The sequence below is a fragment of the Pararhodobacter sp. genome (assembly GCF_034676545.1).
GTDB lineage: Bacteria > Pseudomonadota > Alphaproteobacteria > Rhodobacterales > Rhodobacteraceae > Pararhodobacter.
This window is the reverse complement of the sequence record NZ_JAUCBZ010000015.1, coordinates 2236976-2254748: the sequence shown is the minus strand read 5'-3', so window position 1 is coordinate 2254748 and position 17773 is coordinate 2236976. Positions and strand designations below refer to the sequence as shown.

Annotated in this window: 14 protein-coding genes and 1 pseudogene; 7 read left to right on the top strand and 8 right to left on the bottom strand. The window is 63.3% G+C overall.

Features of this window, described 5'->3' with window-relative positions; all coding sequences use genetic code 11:
• The first annotated feature begins 142 nt into the window (after positions 1-142).
• Positions 143-1729: a gamma-glutamyltransferase family protein gene (locus tag VDQ28_RS14620; RefSeq protein WP_323036631.1), complete on the top strand. Its 1587-nt coding sequence runs from the start codon at positions 143-145 to the stop codon at positions 1727-1729.
• 3 nt (positions 1730-1732) lie between these two features.
• On the opposite strand, the gene VDQ28_RS14615 is transcribed toward VDQ28_RS14620, so the two are convergent.
• From VDQ28_RS14615 to VDQ28_RS14605, 3 genes are all read right to left on the bottom strand, one after another.
• Entirely contained in the window at positions 1733-2206 is a 474-nt protein-coding gene (locus VDQ28_RS14615) for a PIN domain-containing protein (protein ID WP_416349387.1), read from the bottom strand.
• 37 nt (positions 2207-2243) lie between these two features.
• Complete coding sequence (locus tag VDQ28_RS14610) at positions 2244-3449, bottom strand: RSP_2647 family RNA methyltransferase (protein ID WP_323036629.1); 1206 nt, start codon at positions 3447-3449, stop codon at positions 2244-2246.
• Between the two features lie 140 nt (positions 3450-3589).
• Entirely contained in the window at positions 3590-3748 is a 159-nt protein-coding gene (locus VDQ28_RS14605) for an RSP_7527 family protein (protein WP_323036628.1), read from the bottom strand.
• 195 nt (positions 3749-3943) lie between these two features.
• Here VDQ28_RS14605 and edd point away from each other — a divergent pair, with 195 nt between their 5' ends.
• Complete coding sequence (gene edd / locus VDQ28_RS14600) at positions 3944-5749, top strand: phosphogluconate dehydratase (RefSeq protein ID WP_323036627.1); 1806 nt, start codon at positions 3944-3946, stop codon at positions 5747-5749.
• A 145-nt stretch (positions 5750-5894) separates the two neighbouring features.
• On the opposite strand, the gene VDQ28_RS14595 is transcribed toward edd, so the two are convergent.
• The 3 genes from VDQ28_RS14595 to VDQ28_RS14585 are packed head-to-tail and all read right to left on the bottom strand — an operon-like array spanning position 5895 to position 8184.
• Entirely contained in the window at positions 5895-6668 is a 774-nt protein-coding gene (locus VDQ28_RS14595) for an ABC transporter permease (RefSeq protein WP_323036626.1), read from the bottom strand.
• Positions 6665-7414, bottom strand: coding sequence for an ABC transporter permease (locus tag VDQ28_RS14590; RefSeq protein WP_416349386.1), 750 nt, complete (start codon positions 7412-7414; stop codon positions 6665-6667). Before VDQ28_RS14590 ends, VDQ28_RS14595 begins: the two co-directional genes overlap by 4 nt.
• A 2-nt stretch (positions 7415-7416) precedes the next feature.
• The gene (locus VDQ28_RS14585; protein WP_323036625.1) at positions 7417-8184 is read right to left on the bottom strand and encodes a transporter substrate-binding domain-containing protein; all 768 of its coding nucleotides are present in this window, start codon (positions 8182-8184) and stop codon (positions 7417-7419) included.
• Between the two features lie 149 nt (positions 8185-8333).
• Here VDQ28_RS14585 and VDQ28_RS14580 point away from each other — a divergent pair, with 149 nt between their 5' ends.
• Genes VDQ28_RS14580 through VDQ28_RS14565 form a run of 4 tightly spaced genes read left to right on the top strand, consistent with a single transcriptional unit; the run spans position 8334 to position 12562 of the window.
• Positions 8334-9203, top strand: a complete 870-nt coding sequence (locus tag VDQ28_RS14580) for a dimethylarginine dimethylaminohydrolase family protein (RefSeq protein ID WP_323036624.1) — start codon at positions 8334-8336, stop codon at positions 9201-9203.
• Positions 9200-9826, top strand: coding sequence for a TetR/AcrR family transcriptional regulator (locus VDQ28_RS14575; protein WP_323036623.1), 627 nt, complete (start codon positions 9200-9202; stop codon positions 9824-9826). Before VDQ28_RS14580 ends, VDQ28_RS14575 begins: the two co-directional genes overlap by 4 nt.
• 1 nt (position 9827) lies before the next feature.
• Complete coding sequence (locus VDQ28_RS14570; RefSeq protein ID WP_323036622.1) at positions 9828-11006, top strand: pyridoxal phosphate-dependent aminotransferase; 1179 nt, start codon at positions 9828-9830, stop codon at positions 11004-11006.
• Positions 11003-12562, top strand: coding sequence for a 5-guanidino-2-oxopentanoate decarboxylase (locus VDQ28_RS14565; RefSeq protein WP_323036621.1), 1560 nt, complete (start codon positions 11003-11005; stop codon positions 12560-12562). The genes VDQ28_RS14570 and VDQ28_RS14565 overlap by 4 nt, the downstream gene beginning before the upstream one ends.
• Before the next feature lie 141 nt (positions 12563-12703).
• Here the strand turns inward: VDQ28_RS14565 and clpX are convergent, their stop codons facing one another.
• On the bottom strand, positions 12704-13981 hold the full coding sequence (gene clpX, locus VDQ28_RS14560; RefSeq protein ID WP_323036620.1) for an ATP-dependent Clp protease ATP-binding subunit ClpX: 1278 nt from the start codon (positions 13979-13981) through the stop codon (positions 12704-12706).
• A gap of 115 nt (positions 13982-14096) precedes the next feature.
• Positions 14097-14727, bottom strand: a pseudogene (gene clpP, locus VDQ28_RS14555) (ATP-dependent Clp endopeptidase proteolytic subunit ClpP).
• A 237-nt stretch (positions 14728-14964) separates the two neighbouring features.
• Between clpP and VDQ28_RS14550 the strand changes: the two are divergent.
• A complete protein-coding gene (locus VDQ28_RS14550) occupies positions 14965-17769 on the top strand; it encodes a molybdopterin-dependent oxidoreductase (RefSeq protein ID WP_323036619.1) in 2805 nt (934 codons plus the stop codon).
• Positions 17770-17773: the final 4 nt, after the last annotated feature.

Below are 17773 nucleotides of genomic sequence, written 5' to 3'. Positions count from 1 at the left end.
TGTCGCGCTTGAAGCTGGTTTTGGCCCAGGCATCGGCGGTCGCTCAGAGGTCGGCCCGATTGGGTCGACCTCTTTTTCTTTTCCGGTTCAGTTTTCCCGCGCATCGACTATTCTGCGTGAAAATCATGCAGGAGCCTGACCTATGCGCGACTTTCAACGCCCCGGACGTTCCGCCGTTTACGCGCAAAACGGCATGGTCGCCACCTCGCACCCGCTGGCCGCACAGGTCGCCATTCAACTGCTGCGCGAGGGCGGAAACGCCGTTGATGCGGCGATTGGCGCCGGGGTTTTGCTGGGACTGCTGGAGCCGCAAATGGCCGGATTGGGCGGCGATTGTTTTGTCCTGGTGAAGCCCGCAGGCCGCGAGGATGTGGTGGCGTTGAATGGCTCTGGCCGTGCGCCCGCTGGGCTGAACGCGCAGGCCATGCGGGATCGGGGCCTGTCGGCGGTGCCGACTTATGGTGTTGAGGCGGTAACCATGCCCGGCGCGGTCGATGCCTTTTGCCGCCTGAACACCGATTGGGGACAGTTGGACCTGGCGCAAGTGCTGGCCCCGGCCATCGGATATTTCGAACAAGGCGTGCCCGTGGCCCCCCGCGTGGCGCTGGATTGGGCCGAAAAGGACGGTTTGCAGGGCGATGCGCGGCGGCATTTCCTGCCGGGCGGGAGCGCCCCAAAGGTGGGCGATCGCTTTGCCGCGCCGGGTCAGGCCGAGGTCCTGCGCCGCATCGCGCGCGCGGGGCGCGACGGGTTCTATACCGGCGAGGTTGCCGAGGATCTCATCCAGAGCCTTCGCGCCTTGGGTGGCTGTCACACGCTTGACGATATGGCCGCCGTTTGCAGCGACTACAGTGACCCGATCAGCAGCCCGTATCGGGGCCTCGAGTTGATCGAACACGCACCAAACGGCCAAGGGGCGACGGCCAATCTGCTGTTGAACATCCTGGCGCAGTTCGATCTGCCAAGGATGGACCCGCTTGGCGCGGAACGCGCACATCTGGAGGCCGAAGCCACGCGGCTGGCCTATGACGCGCGCAACCGGTTTCTGGCGGATGGCGATTTCACCACCAGGCTGGCGCATATGCTGGCCCCCGAAACGGCGCAACGGTTGGCGGGGTTGATCGACCCGAACCGCGCATTGGCCGAGGTTGCGCCGCTGACCGAACAGATCCACCGCGACACGGTGTATATCACGGTGGTCGACAAGGATCGCATGGCCGTCTCGTTGATTTATTCGATTTTTCACAGTTTTGGTGCCGGGTTGGCGTCACAGCGGTTTGGCGTGGCGTTTCAGAACCGGGGCGCAGGGTTCACGCTGGAACCGGGCCACCCCAACGAGGCGGCGGGCGGCAAGCGGCCAATGCACACGATCATCCCGGCGATGCAGCGCCAGAATGGCCGGGTGATCATGCCGTTCGGGGTGATGGGCGGCGCGTATCAGCCCTGCGGCCACGCGCGGCTGGTGTCGAATCTGGTGGATTACGGGATGGAGGCGCAAAGCGCGATTGACGCGCCGCGCGCCTTTTCCGGGTTGTTCTCGGGCAAGACGGGTATGGCGTTGGAAACCGGCTATGAGGCCGCGGTCTTTGCCGCCCTGGCGGACAAGGGCCATGACATGCGCTGGTCGGATGAGCCTTTGGGCGGCGCGCAGGCGATTGTCCTGGATCCGCGCGGCGTGCTGATCGGGGCGTCGGACCCGCGCAAGGACGGCTGCGCCCTGGGCTATTAAGCGTCAGTCATGCTCCAAGGCCTTGCCCAGTCGCGGCAGACGGGCGCGCTTCAAGGCGTTGCGCAGATCGCGGCCTTGCAGCCCCGGCCAGATCTGGGCCACCTGCCCCTCGACGACCGCGGGATTTTCCAGCCAGAGATTCATGACAAACGGATCGGGGGCCTGTACGCGCAGGCCATGCGGATCGGTCGCCCGAGGGGGAAAATCGCGCAGGTTCAGGGTCACAAGGCCGTCGGCCCCGCCCGCAATTGCGGCGGCCAGAACGTGGCGGTCATTGGCATCGGGCAGATCGAGAATCTCAGGGTTGCCCGCCGGGGTCACGCCCTCGGGCCAGCGCGCCGCCATGCGCGCCAAGGCCTCGGGCGCGCCCGGTTGGCCCTTTTGTGCCGTGACATGCAGCCATTCCGCCGCCACGCCATCGGACCACAGCGGATCAAACACCCCCGCATCCGCCAACCCCAGCAGCAGAGTGCGCATGATTGGCGGATAGAGAACGCAGGTGTCCAGAAAGACCCTAGGCATCAAGCCGGAAGGCCAGCGCCTTGAGGTATCCGCTTTCCGCCAATTGCGGCAACATCGGATGATCCGGCCCGGCGAACCCGGTGTGGATCAACTGCCCGCGCCGCCCACCCCGACCAATGCCGCGCGCCGAGGCGTTGCGGAATTGCGTCAGATCGGCGGCATGGGAGCACGAGCACAACATCAGGTAGCCGCCCGGCGCCACCAGCGGCGCGGCCAGACGCGCAACCCGCTCATAGGCGCGCAGCCCGGCCTCAAGCGCCTTTTTATGCGGCGCAAAAGCGGGCGGATCGCAGACCACGAGATCAAACACCTGCCCCTCGGCGGCCAAAGCCTCGAGCGCTTCAAAGGCGTCGGCGTGGCGCAGGGTGAGCTTTTCACCAACCCCCATCGCCTCGGCCCCCTTTTGCGCCAAGGCCAAGGCCGGTTCAGAGCCGTCAATCGCCAAGGCACTGGTCGCGCCCGCCGCCAAAGCCGCAAGGCTAAAGCCGCCGACATGGCTGAACACATCCAGCACCCGACCACCCGCGCCAAGCCGCGCGGCAAAGGCGTGGTTGTCGCGTTGATCGAGGAACAGGCCGGTTTTCTGCCCGCCCAGCAGATCGGCCATATAGACCGCGCCATTCATCGGCACCGGCACCGGACCATCCAACGCGCCGCGCAGGATCAGGGTTTCATCGGCCAGACCCTCGAACGAACGCGACCGCCCCGAGCCGTTCTTGACGACGTTTTTCACGCCCGTCACCGTCATCAATGCGTCAACCAACAGATCCAAATGGGTTTCCGCCCAAGCCGCATTGGGCTGGATCACCGCGGCATCGCCAAAGCGGTCGATCACGACTCCGGGCAACCCATCGGCCTCGGCATGGACCAGACGGTAATACGGCGTCGCAAAACAACGGTCCCGCAGCGCCAGTGCATGGGCCAACCGGGCCTCCAGCCAGGCTTGATCAATCACCGCCTCGGGATCGCGGTCCAGCATCCGGGCGCTGATTTTCGAGTTGGTGTTGACCGTTACCAGCCCCATCGGCGTGCGATCGGCATCCTCGAGGATCGCCAGACTGCCCGCTGCCAAGGCTTGCGTGCGACGGTCCATCACCAGTTCATCGGCATAGACCCAGGGAAAGCCATGACGAATGGCACGGGCTTCGGCCTTTGGGCGCAGGCGCACAACGGCGCGGGTCGATGTATCGGTGGACATGGCACGGTTTCCTTTGGGCTGGACACCCCCAAATAGCGCCCCGCGGCAAATTGAGAAAGCGCAAAGCGACAACGCCCCGCACCGGATGCGACCGGGCGGAGCGTTCAAGGGCAAGACGTCAGATGATGTGGGTGCGCGGGTTACGCAGCGCGGGTTTTGGGTGAACGTTGCAACCGGGCGACGATTGCGGCCCGCAACGCGCGAACCATCTCTGCCACCGCCTGGGCGCGCATTGCCTGGGCACGGCGCTCAATTGCCATCAAGTCCGTGTGCTTGAAATCGAAACTGTTCTCGGTCATTCTCAGAGTTCCTTTCGGGTACCGTTCTCGGGGCCGTCCCCCGCAATCTCCCGTGGTGCATAGCTATGCCGCGCCGCAGCGAACCAGTAGGCCCAAATTGACAGACCCGAGTTGCACGGCTTGCAAGGCTCCCCTGCCGCTTGCAATGTTAGCGGTATCAGTCTATACCATGCGCGAAATTGCGAAGGCTCCGACATGACACTCGATTCCCGAATTGGCTCCGTGACCCAACGGATCATCGACCGTTCCCGCTCAAGCCGTACGGCTTATCTGGAGCGCTTGAACCGTGCCGCAGGTCAAGGCCCGGCCCGCGCGCATCTCTCCTGCTCGAATGCGGCCCATGCCTATGCGGCCTCGGGCGACGCCAAGGCAAGTCTGGCCGCGGATCGCGCCCCCAATCTCGGCATCGTCACCGCGTATAACGACATGCTCTCGGCGCATCAGCCCTATGAGGCTTATCCCGCGCTGATCCGCGAGGCGGCCAAAGCTGCCGGCGCTACCGCGCAGGTTGCCGGCGGCGTTCCCGCCATGTGCGACGGGGTCACGCAAGGTCGCGCGGGGATGGAACTGTCGCTGATGTCGCGCGATGCCATCGCCTTGGCCGCCGGGGTCGCCCTGTCACATGACTGTTTCGACGCCGGACTTTGGCTGGGCGTCTGCGACAAGATCGTCCCCGGTCTGGTGATCGCCGCGGCCAGTTTCGGGCATGTCCCGGCGGTGTTGGTGCCGGCGGGTCCGATGACTTCGGGCCTGCCCAATGATCAAAAAGCCAAGGTGCGTCAGGAGTTTGCCGCTGGCAAGGCAACGCGCGAGGATCTGATGGCCGCCGAAATGGCCTCGTATCACGGACCGGGCACCTGCACCTTTTACGGCACCGCCAACACCAACCAGATGTTGATGGAATTCATGGGTCTGCAACTGCCCGGCTCGGCCTTTGTCAATCCCGGCACCGAAATTCGCGCGGCGATGACCCGCGCCGCCGTCAGCCGCGCCGCCGCCATCACCAACCTTGGGAATGACTGGCGCCCGGCCGGGCATATCCTGACCGAAAAGGCCTTTGTCAACGGCTTGGTCGGGTTGATGGCCACCGGCGGCTCCACCAATCTGGTGCTGCATCTGCCCGCGATGGCGCATGCCGCAGGGATCCATCTCGAACTCGACGATTTCGCGGATATCGCGAAGGCCGTGCCGCTGATGGCCAAGGTCTATCCAAACGGACTGGCCGATGTAAACCACTTTCATGCCGCGGGCGGGCTGGCCTATATGATCGGCCAATTGCTCGATGCAGGCTTGCTGCACGAGGATGTGGAAACCGTGGCGGGCAGCGGCCTTGGCCTTTATGCCCGCGAACCGAAACTGATTGACGGCACGCTGACCTGGACCGACGGCCCACGCGAAACCCTCAACGATCGCATCCTGCGCCCGGTCGCCGACCCCTTTCAACCGCATGGCGGGTTGACCCAGCTGAACGGCAACCTGGGGCGCGGCGTGATCAAGACCTCGGCCGTGGACCCATCGCGCCAGATCATCGAGGCCCCGGCCCGGGTTTTCTCGGACCAGGAGCAGGTGAAAGCCGCGTTCAAGGCTGGCGAATTCACTGGCGATACCGTTGTGGTGGTGCGCTTTCAGGGGCCGCGCGCAAATGGTATGCCCGAATTGCACAGCCTCACCCCGCTTCTGGCGGTGCTGCAAGACCGCGGCCTCAAGGTCGCCCTGGTCACGGATGGCCGCATGTCGGGCGCCTCCGGCAAGGTCCCCGCCGCAATCCACATGGCACCCGAGGCGGCCAAGGGCGGACCGATTGCCTGCGTCCAGGATGGGGACATGGTGCGCCTCGACGCAACCACCGGCGACCTTGACGTCTTGGCCCCGGACTTCGCAAAGCGCACCCCCGTGACCGCCGACCTCAGCGCCAACGACTGGGGCTGCGGGCGCGACCTCTTTGCGCGATTGCGCGGCAATGCCTCGGACTCAACGCATGGCGCGTCGATCCTGTTCTGAACCTGTCTTTGTTCCGGAAATATCCTCGGGTTGGTCTGGAAGGGTGGAAAACCCTTCCAGTCGGCCGCGGTCCGAAAACCGCCGGCGCGCGCGGCCCCTCGATGGGGCCCAAGCGACGTCCGCCCAGAGCGCGGACAAATCCCTCTTATCCCAACCCCGGCCTGTAGCGGCGTTCCAACCAGCGGAACGCCAGCGCGATCAGACCGGCAATCGCCAAATAGATCACGGCCAAAAGCAACAATGGCTCATAGATGATGAACGTATCCTGCCGCACGCGGCTGGCGACGGCATAGATCTCGATCACCGTGATCGTCGCCACCAGAGGCGTGGCTTTGAGTTGCAAGATCGCCTCGCCGCCCAGGGTCGGCAGTGACCGCGCCAGAGCTTGCGGCAGCCAGATCCGCCGGAACACAGCCCAGCGGCTCAATCCAAAAGCACGCGCCGATTCCAACTGGCCGTGTGGCACGGATTTGAACGCGCCCCGCATCACCTCGCCCTCGTATCCGGCATAGCTGATGCTGAGTGCCAGCAACGCATAGGGCCACGCCTGACGCAGATAGGGCCACAGTTCCGACTGCCGAATGGCCGGGAATTGCGGGAAAAGGCTGCCCAGACCGAAATAGATCAGCCAGATCTGCAACAGCAGCGGCGTTCCGCGCACCATCGTGCAGAACCACCGCGCCGGGACCGCCAGGATCCGCGGCCCCGCCGCCTGTGCCAGTCCCAAGGGCACCGCCATCGCAAACCCGATCAGCAGGGACAGGCCCAAAAGCCACAGCGTGCGCCACAACCCCTCCAGACCCAGCCCGGCATAGCGCGGGATCCAGTCCCAGCGCAACGCGACCCCTGCCCAGATGCACAGGGCAAGGGCGGCGAGGATCAGTCCGATCCGGTGCGGTTGCCAGAACTCCCGCGTCATGCGCGCGCGCCCACCTGATGACGCCGGAACCGCGTCTCGATCCAGCCGAAAAACCGGCCCGAGACCAGCGTCATGATCAGATACAACGCACCCGCCGCGAGGAAGAAGGTGAAATACGCCCGCGTGGAGCTCGCCGCCTGGCGGGTCTCCAGCGTCAGTTCCGAGAACCCGACAATCGCCAGAAGCGCAGTATCTTTGGTGGCAATCAGCCACAGGTTCGACAATCCGGGCAGCGCCAGCGGCAACATCGCCGGAAAGGTGACCCGGCGGAAGGTCTGAAACGGTGTCAACCCATAGGCGCGTGCGGCTTCGACCTGGCCTTTGGGTACGGCCTGAATGGCACCGCGCAGAACCTCGGTCGCATAAGCGCCCTGCACAATGCCCAGCACACCAATCCCGGCCACAAGGCCCGATATTTCGATTGGTCGATAGCCAAAGGCCTGCAACAACTGGTTGAGCAGATCCGTGCCGGCGTAATAGAGCAGCAAAATCAGGATCAGCTCGGGGACGGCCCGCACAACGGTGGTGTACACGGAAAGCAAGTCACGGGTAACCGGACCGCCGCTCAGCTTCCCCAGCGCGCCGCCGATGCCGATCACCCCACCCAGGGTAAACGCCCCCAGCGCAATGATGATGGAGTTCCCGGCCCCGCGCAACAGATTGCCGCCCCACCCCGGAGGGTCGAGCGACAAGAGCGCGACCGAGGCTTCAAGCCCCGGCCACAGGTGATAGAGCCAGTCCAGCAAGCTCAGTGGCCGTAAATCGAGGTCGCGAAGTAGCGCGCGGTGATCTCGTCATAGGTGCCATCGGCCAGAATCGCGGCGATTCCGCCGTTGATAGCTTCGCGCAGCGCGTCATCGCCTTTGCGCACACCCGCGCCGATGCCCGAGCCCAGAATCAATTCGTCCATCGCAACGGCGCCCTTCAACTCGCAGCACGACGCCATATCGGTGCTCAGGAAATCATCCATCGCAAGGCTGTCGGCCTGGGTCGCGTCAATCCGACCCGCGGCCAGATCCTGGTTGGCTTCATCCTGCGTTTGATAGATGCGCAGCTCGCTGCCCTCGCCGAAATAGGTCTGGGCGTAGGATTGGTGAATGGTCGAGGCCTGAACGCCGATGATCATGCCGGCCAACCCCTCGGGCGTGGCATCCATTTCCATCCCGACCTGGCCGACGATCACGCTGGGCGTGTTGTAATAGGGGTCAGAGAAATCAATGGTTTGCAGACGCTCATCGGTGATCGACATCGAGGCCATGATGGCGTCGATCCGGCCCGAGATCAGCGCGGGGATGATGCCGTCCCACGCGGTCGGGGTCAGCTCGCATTCGAGGTTCGCGGCTTCACACACGGCGGCAATGATCTCGACTTCCCAGCCGACCCAATTGCCAGCCGAATCGGGGGCGGCGAAGGGTGGATAGGGCTCTGCCGCAATACCGACGCGTACGACATCGGCCGAGGCGGTTCCGGCGATCAAGGCCAAGGCTGCACAGCCTGAAAGGAATAGGGATTTCATGAGGTCGCTCCTGTTGTGACGGCGCTCGTTTGGCGCCTGTTTCTAGGCAGACTAAGCATGTTTTATTGCAATTGCACAGACTTGTTTGCCCTTGTAGTCGGCACCATTTCGCGTAATTATGCAACCGTATAATTACAGGGTGGATCATCATGACCTACGGCGCACAAGATCGTTCGAAACCTTTGGCGCGGGTGATGATGCGCGCCCCCGGCCCCGCCATGGCGGCGGCTGACCCGACCGAATGGCATTACGGGCCACAGTTCAACCCCGAGCGCGCGCAGGCGCAGCACGCGAAACTGGCCGAGATCGTGGCAGACTCGGGCGCCGAAATTCATTGGTTGGCCTCCGAAGCGGATGGCCTGTCGGACGCGATGTTCGTGCAAGACCCGTCCTTCGTGACCCAGGCCGGTGCGGTCGTTCTGAACATGGGCAAGCCCCTGCGCGTTCCCGAAGCCGACCTCCATGTCGCGGCCTATGCCGAGCTCGGCGTTCCGGTCATCGGCCGGCTGACGGGCGACGCCACCGTGGAATCAGGCGATTGCGTCTGGATCGACCCGGAAACCCTGGCAATCGGCCGCGGCGCGCGCAGCAACCAGGCCGGTATCGACGCCGTCGCCGCGATCCTGGCCCCGCACGGGATGCGCGTTCAGGCCTATGACCTGCCCTATTGGACCGGACCGGCGGCGTGCTTGCACCTGATGTCGATGATCTCGCCGCTGGCGCCAAAAATGGCGCTGATCCACGCGCCCTTGATGCCTTACGCGCTGTGGGCCGACCTTACCGCTCGCGGCTGGACCCTGCTGCATGCGCCCGAAGACGAGTTCGCGGCGTCCAACGGCCTCAGCCTCAATGTGCTCATGCTGTCACCCAAGGATGTGGTCATGGTGGACGGCTTCCCCAAAACCCGCGCCCTGATGGAGGCGCACGGCTGCCGGGTTCAGGTGTTCGAGGGCGACGCGCTGTGCATTGCCTGCGAAGGTGGCCCCACCTGCCTGACGCGCCCGATCCTGCGGGCATGACACCCCGGCGCTCGTTTGTGCGCGCCGGTGAGGAAACCCGCCGCGCCGATCTGATTGCCGCGACCCTGGACCTGATCGCCGAGGGCGGCCCGCAAGCCGCCACCGTACGGGCCATCGCCATGCGCGCGGGTGTCACACCGGGGCTGATCCGGCACTATTTCGCGACCAAGGAAGACCTCGTTGCCTCCGCCCATGAAAGCCTGATGACAGGCTTGACCGATGCCAGCGCCGCCAATCTGGACGCGCTGCCCGATGATCCCCTGGCGCGCCTGGCCGGGTTCATCATCAACGCGGTCTCGCCGCCGGTGACCGACCCGCGCGCCGTTTCCTTGTGGGCCGCGTCCATGCAGCTTGTGCCGCGCGACGCCACGATGCGCGTGGTGCACGAGGCCACCTATGTCCAGTTTCGCGACCGGTTGCAGCGGTTGATCGACGACGCCCTGCGCGCCGCGGGCCGCCCGACCGACGACGCCCGCATGCTTGCCATCGCCGGAAACGCGCTGCTGGACGGGCTCTGGATCGAAGCTGGCGCGCTGCCGGAACACTTCGCAAAAGACGAGATGAAATCTATTGCAATCAAGGCCTTTTCGCGCCTTCTTAATCTACAACTCGAAGGAGTTTGAGATGAAATATGCTGCTGTCACCGATCAACTGGCTGGGCTGGGCTCGGACAAATGGATCCTGAACACCGCCGCCCACAAACGCGCGGCACAGGGTCATCGGATCCTCAATCTGACGATCGGTGAACCCGACGTCCCGACGCCGTCAAGCTTGATTGAAACCGCCTGCACGTCGATGCAATCGGGGCGCACCGGGTATTCCAATGGGCGCGGCGAGGACAGTCTCTTGACGGCCCTGTCGGCGCGCTATTCCGACCGTTTGGGGCGGCCCGTCGGCAAGGATCGGTTCCTGTGCCTGCCGGGCACGCAAACCTCGCTGTATCTGGTGTTCCGCGCGCTCTGTGAACCCGGCGACGAGGTCATTCTGGGCGACCCGATGTATGCCACTTATGAGGGATTGGTGCGCAGCTCCGGCGCAACGCCCGTTGCCGTGACCCTGCGCCCCGATTCCGGGTTCCGGCTGCGCGCCGAGGATGTAGAAGCCGCCATAACCCCTTCAACCCGTGTGATTTTCCTCAATACCCCCCACAATCCGACAGGGGCGATCTTGCGGCCCGAGGACCTGCTGGCCTTGGGCGAAGTTGCGCGGAAACATGACCTGTGGATCGTCTCGGACGAGGTTTACGGCGACCTCACGCATGATCAGCGTATCTACACCTCGGCGCTGGCCAATCCCGCTTTCGAGGACCGTACGATTGTCACCGCCTCCATCTCGAAAAGCCACGCGGCGCCCGGGTTTCGGTCTGGCTGGGCGGTCGGCCCGGCCGAGTTCTGCACCCGCGCACTGCCACTGTCCGAAACCATGCTGTTCGGCTCGCAGCCATTCATCGCCGATATGACCGCGCAGGCCGTTGCCTCGCCACCCGAGTTGGCGCGCAGCATGGCCGCCCGCATGGCAAACCGCGCCCGCATCATCCGCGATGCCCTGGACGGAATCGCCGGCATGAGGGTGACCTTGCCCGAAGCCGGCATGTTCGCCCTGGTCGATATTCGCGCCCTGAGCAATGACTCAGTTGCATTTGCGCTTAAGCTGTTGGAAACAACGGCTGTCGCGGTCATGCCCGGTGCGTCCTTTGGCACGGCGCTCGAGGGCTGGCTGCGCGTGGCTCTGAATGCCTCTGACGATGATACTGCGGACGCCTGCGCCCGCATCCGTGGTTTTGCCGAGGAATATGTAAAATGAAGACCGTCGCGCAAACCCTTGTGGAATGGCTGAAATCCATGGGTGTAGACACGATTTTCGGCATCCCCGGCGTGCATACCATCGAACTGTATCGGGCCTTGCCCGGGTCAGGCATTCGTCACGTCACGCCCCGCCACGAGGCCGGGGCCGGGTTCATGGCCGATGGCTACGCGCGGGCCTCGGGCCGATTTGGCGTGGCACTGGTCATCACCGGGCCGGGGGTCACGAATATCTTGACGCCCATGGCGCAGGCGCGGGCGGATTCGGTGCCGATGCTGGTCATTTCCGGGGTCAACAAACGCGATACCCTGGGGCGCGGCCTTGGGCATCTGCATGAATTGCCCGACCAACGCGCGCTGACCCGCGTGCTCGGCCCGGCCTTGCACCTCGAAGACCCCAAGGCGCTGCCCGGTGTGCTGGCCCAAGCCGGACGCGCCCTGACGACGGGCCGCGGCGGGCCGGTTCATGTGCAGATTCCATTGGATTTGATGACCTCGCCCGCTCCGGCGGCGGTTGCCTTGGCAACGCCTGTTTCGGCTTTGCCTGATCCGGCCAAAGCTCTGGCCCGAATTCGGGCCTCGAAAGCGCCGGTGATCCTGGCGGGCGGCGGATGTCGCAAAGCGGGATCCGAGCTGCAATCCCTCGCCGAAGCGATGGGCGCGCCCGTGGTCCTGACCACGAATGCGCGCGGCCTGATGCACGAGCATCCACTGGCGATTCCCGCCAGCCCCAGCCTGAATGCGGTGCGAAAACTGGTCCGCGACGCGGATCTCGTGCTGGTCGCGGGGTCCGAGTTGGGGCCAACCGACTATGACGTTTACGGGACTGGTGCGTTCGAGATCGCCCAACAGCGGCTCATTCGGATTGATATCGACGGGGCGCAACTGGCCCGCCACAACGCCGCGCTGACCCTGCAGGCGGACGTCGCGGCAATTCTGCCAAAACTCGCCCCGCCCCGGCCAGTGGACGGCGGCGCCGAGCGGGCGGCGGCGGTTCGGCTTGAGGCTTTTGCCGAGTTGACCGAGCCCTACAAGGCCGAGGTGCGACTGCTCGAAGCGCTGCGGGATACCGTACCCGGATTGCTCATGGTCGGCGATTCCACGCAAACCATTTACGCGGGAAACCTGTATTACAGCCATGATGTGCCGGGTGGTTGGTTCAATGCCGCGACCGGATACGGCGCGCTTGGATACGCGATGGGTGCCGCGATTGGTGCGGCACTGGCGGCACCGAAACGCCGGGTCGTGTGTCTGATCGGCGATGGCGGCCTGATGTTTCACCCCGGTGAACTGTGCACCGCCGCCGATGAGAACCTCGATGTGACCTTTGTGGTGTTCAACAACCACGGCTACGGCGAAATCGCGCGTGCAATGCTGGATGCGGACGCCGAGGTTCTGGGTTGCACGCCGACCCCGCCGGGGATGGAAGCCGTGGCGCAGTCATCGAACCTGCGCTACGATGTTTGCTCGGAAGCGGAATTGCCAGCGTTGGTGGCCAGCGGCAAAGGCCCACGGCTGATCGAGGTCGAGCGCAAGAAAGTCGCGGACTATCGGTAGCCCGCCCGCCTCAATTGTCTGACCTTGAAACATCATACATTTTCTGGCCGAGACCTGGTCCGTGAGCCTTGCTCAAAATGAAAACCGCCCCGACGATCTGCAACGTCGGGGCGGTTTCTATCGTCTTGAAAACGTGGCGTTTCAGCCCGCTGACGAGGCGTTCTTGGATTTGCTGTCGGTATAGATCAGCAAGGGGCGCGCGCCCGATGTGACGGCTTCTTCGTTGACCACGACCTCTGCGATATTCTCAAGCGCCGGCAGGTCGAACATCGTGTCGAGCAGGATATCTTCCATGATCGACCGCAAACCACGGGCACCCGTCTTGCGACCGATCGCCCGGCGCGCGATGGACCGCAGCGCGTCGTCGGTAAAGGTCAGTTCCGTGCCTTCGATCTCGAACAAACGCTGGTATTGTTTGACCAGGGCGTTCTTGGGCTCGGACAGGATCGTCACCAACGCGTCCTCGTCGAGATCGGTCAAGGTCGCGATCACCGGCAAACGCCCCACGAATTCCGGGATCAACCCGAATTTCAGCAGATCTTCCGGCTCCAACTGGGTCAGGGATTCGCCCACCGTGCGCAGGGATTCATCCTTGATATCGGCGCCAAACCCGATGGCCGTGCCTTTGTTGCGCATCGAGATGATCTTCTCGAGTCCGGCAAATGCACCGCCACAGATGAACAGGATATTGGTCGTATCCACTTGCAGGAATTCCTGCTGCGGATGCTTGCGACCGCCCTGGGGCGGAACCGAGGCAACCGTCCCCTCCATCAGTTTGAGCAAGGCTTGCTGCACACCCTCGCCCGAAACATCGCGGGTGATCGAGGGATTATCGGATTTGCGGGTAATTTTATCGACCTCGTCGATATAGACGATGCCGCGTTGCGCGCGCTCAACGTTGTATTCGGACGATTGCAGCAGCTTGAGGATGATGTTTTCAACGTCTTCGCCCACATAACCGGCTTCGGTCAGCGTGGTGGCATCTGCCATCGTGAACGGCACGTCCAGGATGCGTGCCAGCGTCTGCGCCAACAAGGTCTTGCCGCACCCGGTTGGGCCGATCAGCAAGATGTTGGATTTCGACAGCTCGACTTCGCCGGCTTTCCCCGCTTTGCCCGAGTAGTTCAGACGCTTGTAGTGGTTGTGGACGGCGACCGACAACACGCGCTTTGCACGTTCTTGCCCGATCACATAATCGTCCAGAACTTTACAGATATCTTGCGGGGTCGGGACGCCATCGGCGGATTTGAAGCCGGACCCCTTTGTCTCTTCGCGGATGATGTCCATGCACAATTCGACGCATTCATCACAAATGAACACCGTCGGGCCCGCAATCAGCTTGCGAACTTCGTGCTGGCTTTTGCCACAGAAGGAACAATACAGCGTGTTTTTGCTGTCATTGCCGGAGGAATTGGCCATTCGACACCTCGTGCTCGTGTTCGGTTCGGGCCATCTGACGGGCCTTTGGGGCAAAGGTTAGGCTAGCCTGAGGCCGGGGACAATGCCAAAATCATCCCTCGGCCCCTGAGCCAGTTCACGTTGCCGGGGTTTCTTCCTTGGTGCGGCTTGCGACGATTTCGTCGATCAAACCCCAATCCTTGGCGTCTTCTGCCGTCATGAAGTTGTCACGCTCCAGCGCCGCCTCGACCTTTTTCAGCGTCTGGCCGGTGTGCTTGACATAGATATTGTTCAGCCGGTCCTTGAGTTCCAGGATTTCGCGGGCGTGGATCGAGATATCCGTCGCCTGCCCCTGAAAACCGCCAGACGGCTGGTGAACCATGACGCGGCTGTTGGGCAGCGAGAAGCGCATGCCTTTTTTCGCCCGCCGTCAGCAAGAGCGACCCCATCGACGCCGCCTGACCGATCACCAGGGTCGAAACCTTGGGCTTGATGTATTGCATGGTGTCGTAGATCGACAACCCCGCCGTCACCACGCCACCGGGCGAGTTGATATACATCGAGATCTCTTTCGAGGGGTTCTCCGACTCAAGATGCAGCAATTGCGCAACAATCAGCGTCGACATGCCGTCGTGGACTGGTCCCGTGACAAAGATGATCCGCTCTTTGAGCAGACGCGAGAAAATGTCATAGGCGCGTTCACCCCGGCTGGTCTGTTCAACGACCATCGGGACGAGGTTCATGTATGTTTCAATCGGATCGCGCATCACTCGGGCCTCATTTTTTTACGCGGCTGGTGCCACATTAGGAGTCAAACCTTGCCACAGACTTAGCCCGCCGGTCAGACCCCCGCAAGGGCAGTGCGGGCGTGTTTTTTTTTCTCATCTCACGGTCTTGATCCGGGTCTGCGGTTCAAACTGATCTCTGGCGGCGATGGACATTCGGGATAAACACCTGTTCGATACCGGCCAAGAATCCCGCAGATGCGGGGCGGGGAGGATGAGATGCAGCGCCAACCAACGCCAGATCTGTCACCAGTGGTTTCGGACGAAATTCGCCGCTCGACCTGCTATATGTGTGCCTGTCGCTGCGGAATCAATGTCCACATGAAAGCGGGCCGTGTCGCATATATCGAAGGAAATCGTGATCATCCGGTAAACAAGGGGGTCTTGTGCGCCAAAGGGTCCGCCGGGATCATGCAACACCTGAGCCCGGCCCGATTGCGCGCACCCCTCAAGCGGGTCGGCCCGCGCGGCTCGGGCGCGTTCGAGGAAATTTCCTGGGATGAGGCGTTGGATCTGGCCGTGTCCTGGCTGAAACCCCTGCGCGAGACGGCCCCTGAAAAGTTGGCATTTTTCACGGGCCGTGACCAGTCGCAAAGCCTGACGGGCTGGTGGGCACAGGCCTATGGCACGCCGAATTACGCAGCGCATGGCGGGTTTTGCAGCGTCAACATGGCGGCGGCGGGCATCTATACCATGGGTGGCGCATTCTGGGAATTCGGCCAACCCGACTGGGAGCGCACCAAGCTGTTCATGATTTTCGGCGTCGCCGAGGACCACGACTCCAACCCGATCAAGATGGGCCTCGGCAGGCTGAAAGCGCGCGGCGCCCGGGTCATCGCGGTCAATCCGGTGCGCACCGGATATAACGCGGTGGCGGATGATTGGCTGGGGATCACACCGGGCACGGACGGGTTGTTCATTCTCGCGCTGGTGCATGAATTGTTCAAGGCCGGGAAAATCGACCTCGACTATCTGATCCGCTACACCAACGCTCCGTTTCTGGTGAACGGCGAGGACGGCGCGGATAAAGGTCTGTTCCTGCGCGACGATACCGGCGTGCCGATGGTCCTGGATCGCCGCACCGGCCAGCCCGCGGCATGGAATGCCAAAGGCGTGCAGCCCGACCCCGCCGCCGAGTGGCAGGCGCACAAAACGGTGCTGCGCCTGATGGCCGAGCGCTATCTATCCAACGACCACGCGCCCGAGGCCGTGGCGGACCGCTGCGGCATCTCCGCGGGCAAAATCCGCGCGGTGGCCGCCGAACTGGCGCGCGTGGCCTTTGAAGAACAGATCACCCTCGACCAACCCTGGACCGATTTTCGCGGTCAGCACCACGAGACCATGACCGGCCGCCCCGTCAGCTTTCATGCGATGCGCGGAATTTCGGCGCATTCCAACGGCTTCCAGACCTGCCGCGCGCTGCATATGCTGCAAATCCTGCTGGGTTCCGTCGAGGTGCCCGGCGGCTATCGCTTCAAGCCGCCCTACCCCAAACCGCCCGAGGCACACCCCAAACCTCATGCCAATGTGACCCCCGGCAAACCACTGGACGGCCCGCATCTGGGCTATCCGCAAGGCCCAGAGGATCTGCTGATCAACGCCGACAACACCGCCAAACGCATCGACAAGGCGTTCACCTGGGAGAACCCTCTGTCCGCGCATGGCATGATGCATATGGTCATCTCGAACGCTCATGCCGGCGACCCCTACAAGATCGACACGCTGTTCCTCTATATGGCGAATATGGCGTGGAACTCGTCGATGAACACCAGTGAGGTGATGCGCATGCTCACCGACCGGGATGAAAACGGCGATTATGTGATCCCGCATATCCTCTATTCCGACGCCTATTCGTCGGAAATGGTGGCCTTTGCCGACCTCATCCTGCCCGATACCACCTATCTGGAGCGCCACGATTGCATCAGTCTGCTGGACCGCCCGATTGGTGAGCCCGACAGCATGAACGACGCCATTCGCTGGCCGATGGTGGAACCTGACCGGGATGTGCGCGGCTTTCAATCCGTGCTGCTGGATCTTGGCGCGCGGCTGGGACTGCCGGGCATGGTCAAGGACGATGGCCGCGCGAAATACGCGGATTATGCCGACTATATCGTCAACCATCAGCGCCGCCCCGGCATCGGCCCCTTGGCGGGTTGGCGCGGCGATGGAACCGGATCGGGTCGTGGCGCGCCCAACCCGGCGCAATTGCAGCACTACATCGACAACGGCGGTTTCTACGCGGACCACATTCCCGAGGGCGCGCAATTCTACAAGCCGTGGAACAAGGCGTATCAGGATTGGGCGGTGGCGCGCGGCCTGTTCGACAAAGCCGCGCCCTATGTGTTCAACCTCTATGTCGAGCCGCTGCGCAAATTCCAACTGGCCGCCGAAGGTCATGGCGAGCGCCAACCCCCGGACCACCTGCGCGACCGGATCAAGGCAACCCTCGATCCGCTGCCGCTCTGGTATCCGCCGTTCGAGGAAACCCAAGTTGACCCCGCCGACTACCCGCTTCATGCCCTCACCCAGCGCCCGGCGGCGATGTATCATTCCTGGGGCTCGCAAAACGCCTGGCTGCGCCAGATCCATGGCGTGAATCCGCTGTTCGTCCCGGGCAAGGTCTGGGAGCAGCACAAGTTTTCCGAAGGCGACTGGGCCTACCTGACCTCGGCCAATGGCACGATCAAAGTGCCGGTTGCGCGCATGGATGCCCTGAACGATCACACCGTCTGGACCTGGAATGCACTTGGCAAACGGCGCGGCGCCTGGGCCTTGTCACCCGACGCCCCTGAGGCCGAAAACGGGTTTTTGCTCAATCACTTGATCAGCGAACTTCTGCCCGCCAAAGGCGACGGGCTGCGCTGGAGCAATTCCGATCCCGTCACCGGGCAGGCCGCCTGGTTCGACCTGCGCGTCAGGCTTGAAAAGGCACCACGCGGCGGCCCCTCCGAACCCGCACACGCGGCCCAGGCCTCACCCGTGGGGCTTGGCCCAACCACTGTGGCGCAACAGACAAAGGGATAGATCC